Origin of the sequence: Paraburkholderia sp. SIMBA_053 (assembly GCF_046534895.1) — a bacterium.
In the GTDB taxonomy this organism is placed as follows: domain Bacteria; phylum Pseudomonadota; class Gammaproteobacteria; order Burkholderiales; family Burkholderiaceae; genus Paraburkholderia; species Paraburkholderia caledonica.
Genome location: NZ_JAWRXU010001261.1, coordinates 1 through 251, shown reverse-complemented (window position 1 = coordinate 251; position 251 = coordinate 1). Strand labels below are relative to the sequence as shown.

Here is a 251-nt window from a genome sequence, read left to right as displayed (position 1 = left end):
CTCGCAGGCGGCGATGCGCGCGGTCAGTGCGCGCAGATCAGATTCGATCGCGCGGTCATCGTCGACGAAAGGCGATTGTGCGCCGACGTTTTCCACGAACGTTTGCAACGGCGCGGGCACCGGCGTCGCACTGTCGATTCGCAGGCGCAAACGCGCCGCCTGCACGGTGGCAAGCGTATGCGCGGCCGCGACCTGCTCGGTCAATTCGAGCACACGCAGGCAGTCGCGCGCGGCGATCGTGCCCATGCTGA

The 251-nt window shown here is 67.3% G+C and carries 1 protein-coding gene; it reads right to left on the bottom strand.

Annotated elements, in window-relative coordinates; genetic code table 11:
- A partial coding sequence (locus SB753_RS39675; RefSeq protein WP_410805497.1) for an aromatic amino acid lyase occupies positions 1 to 251 on the bottom strand: 251 nt, incomplete at both ends.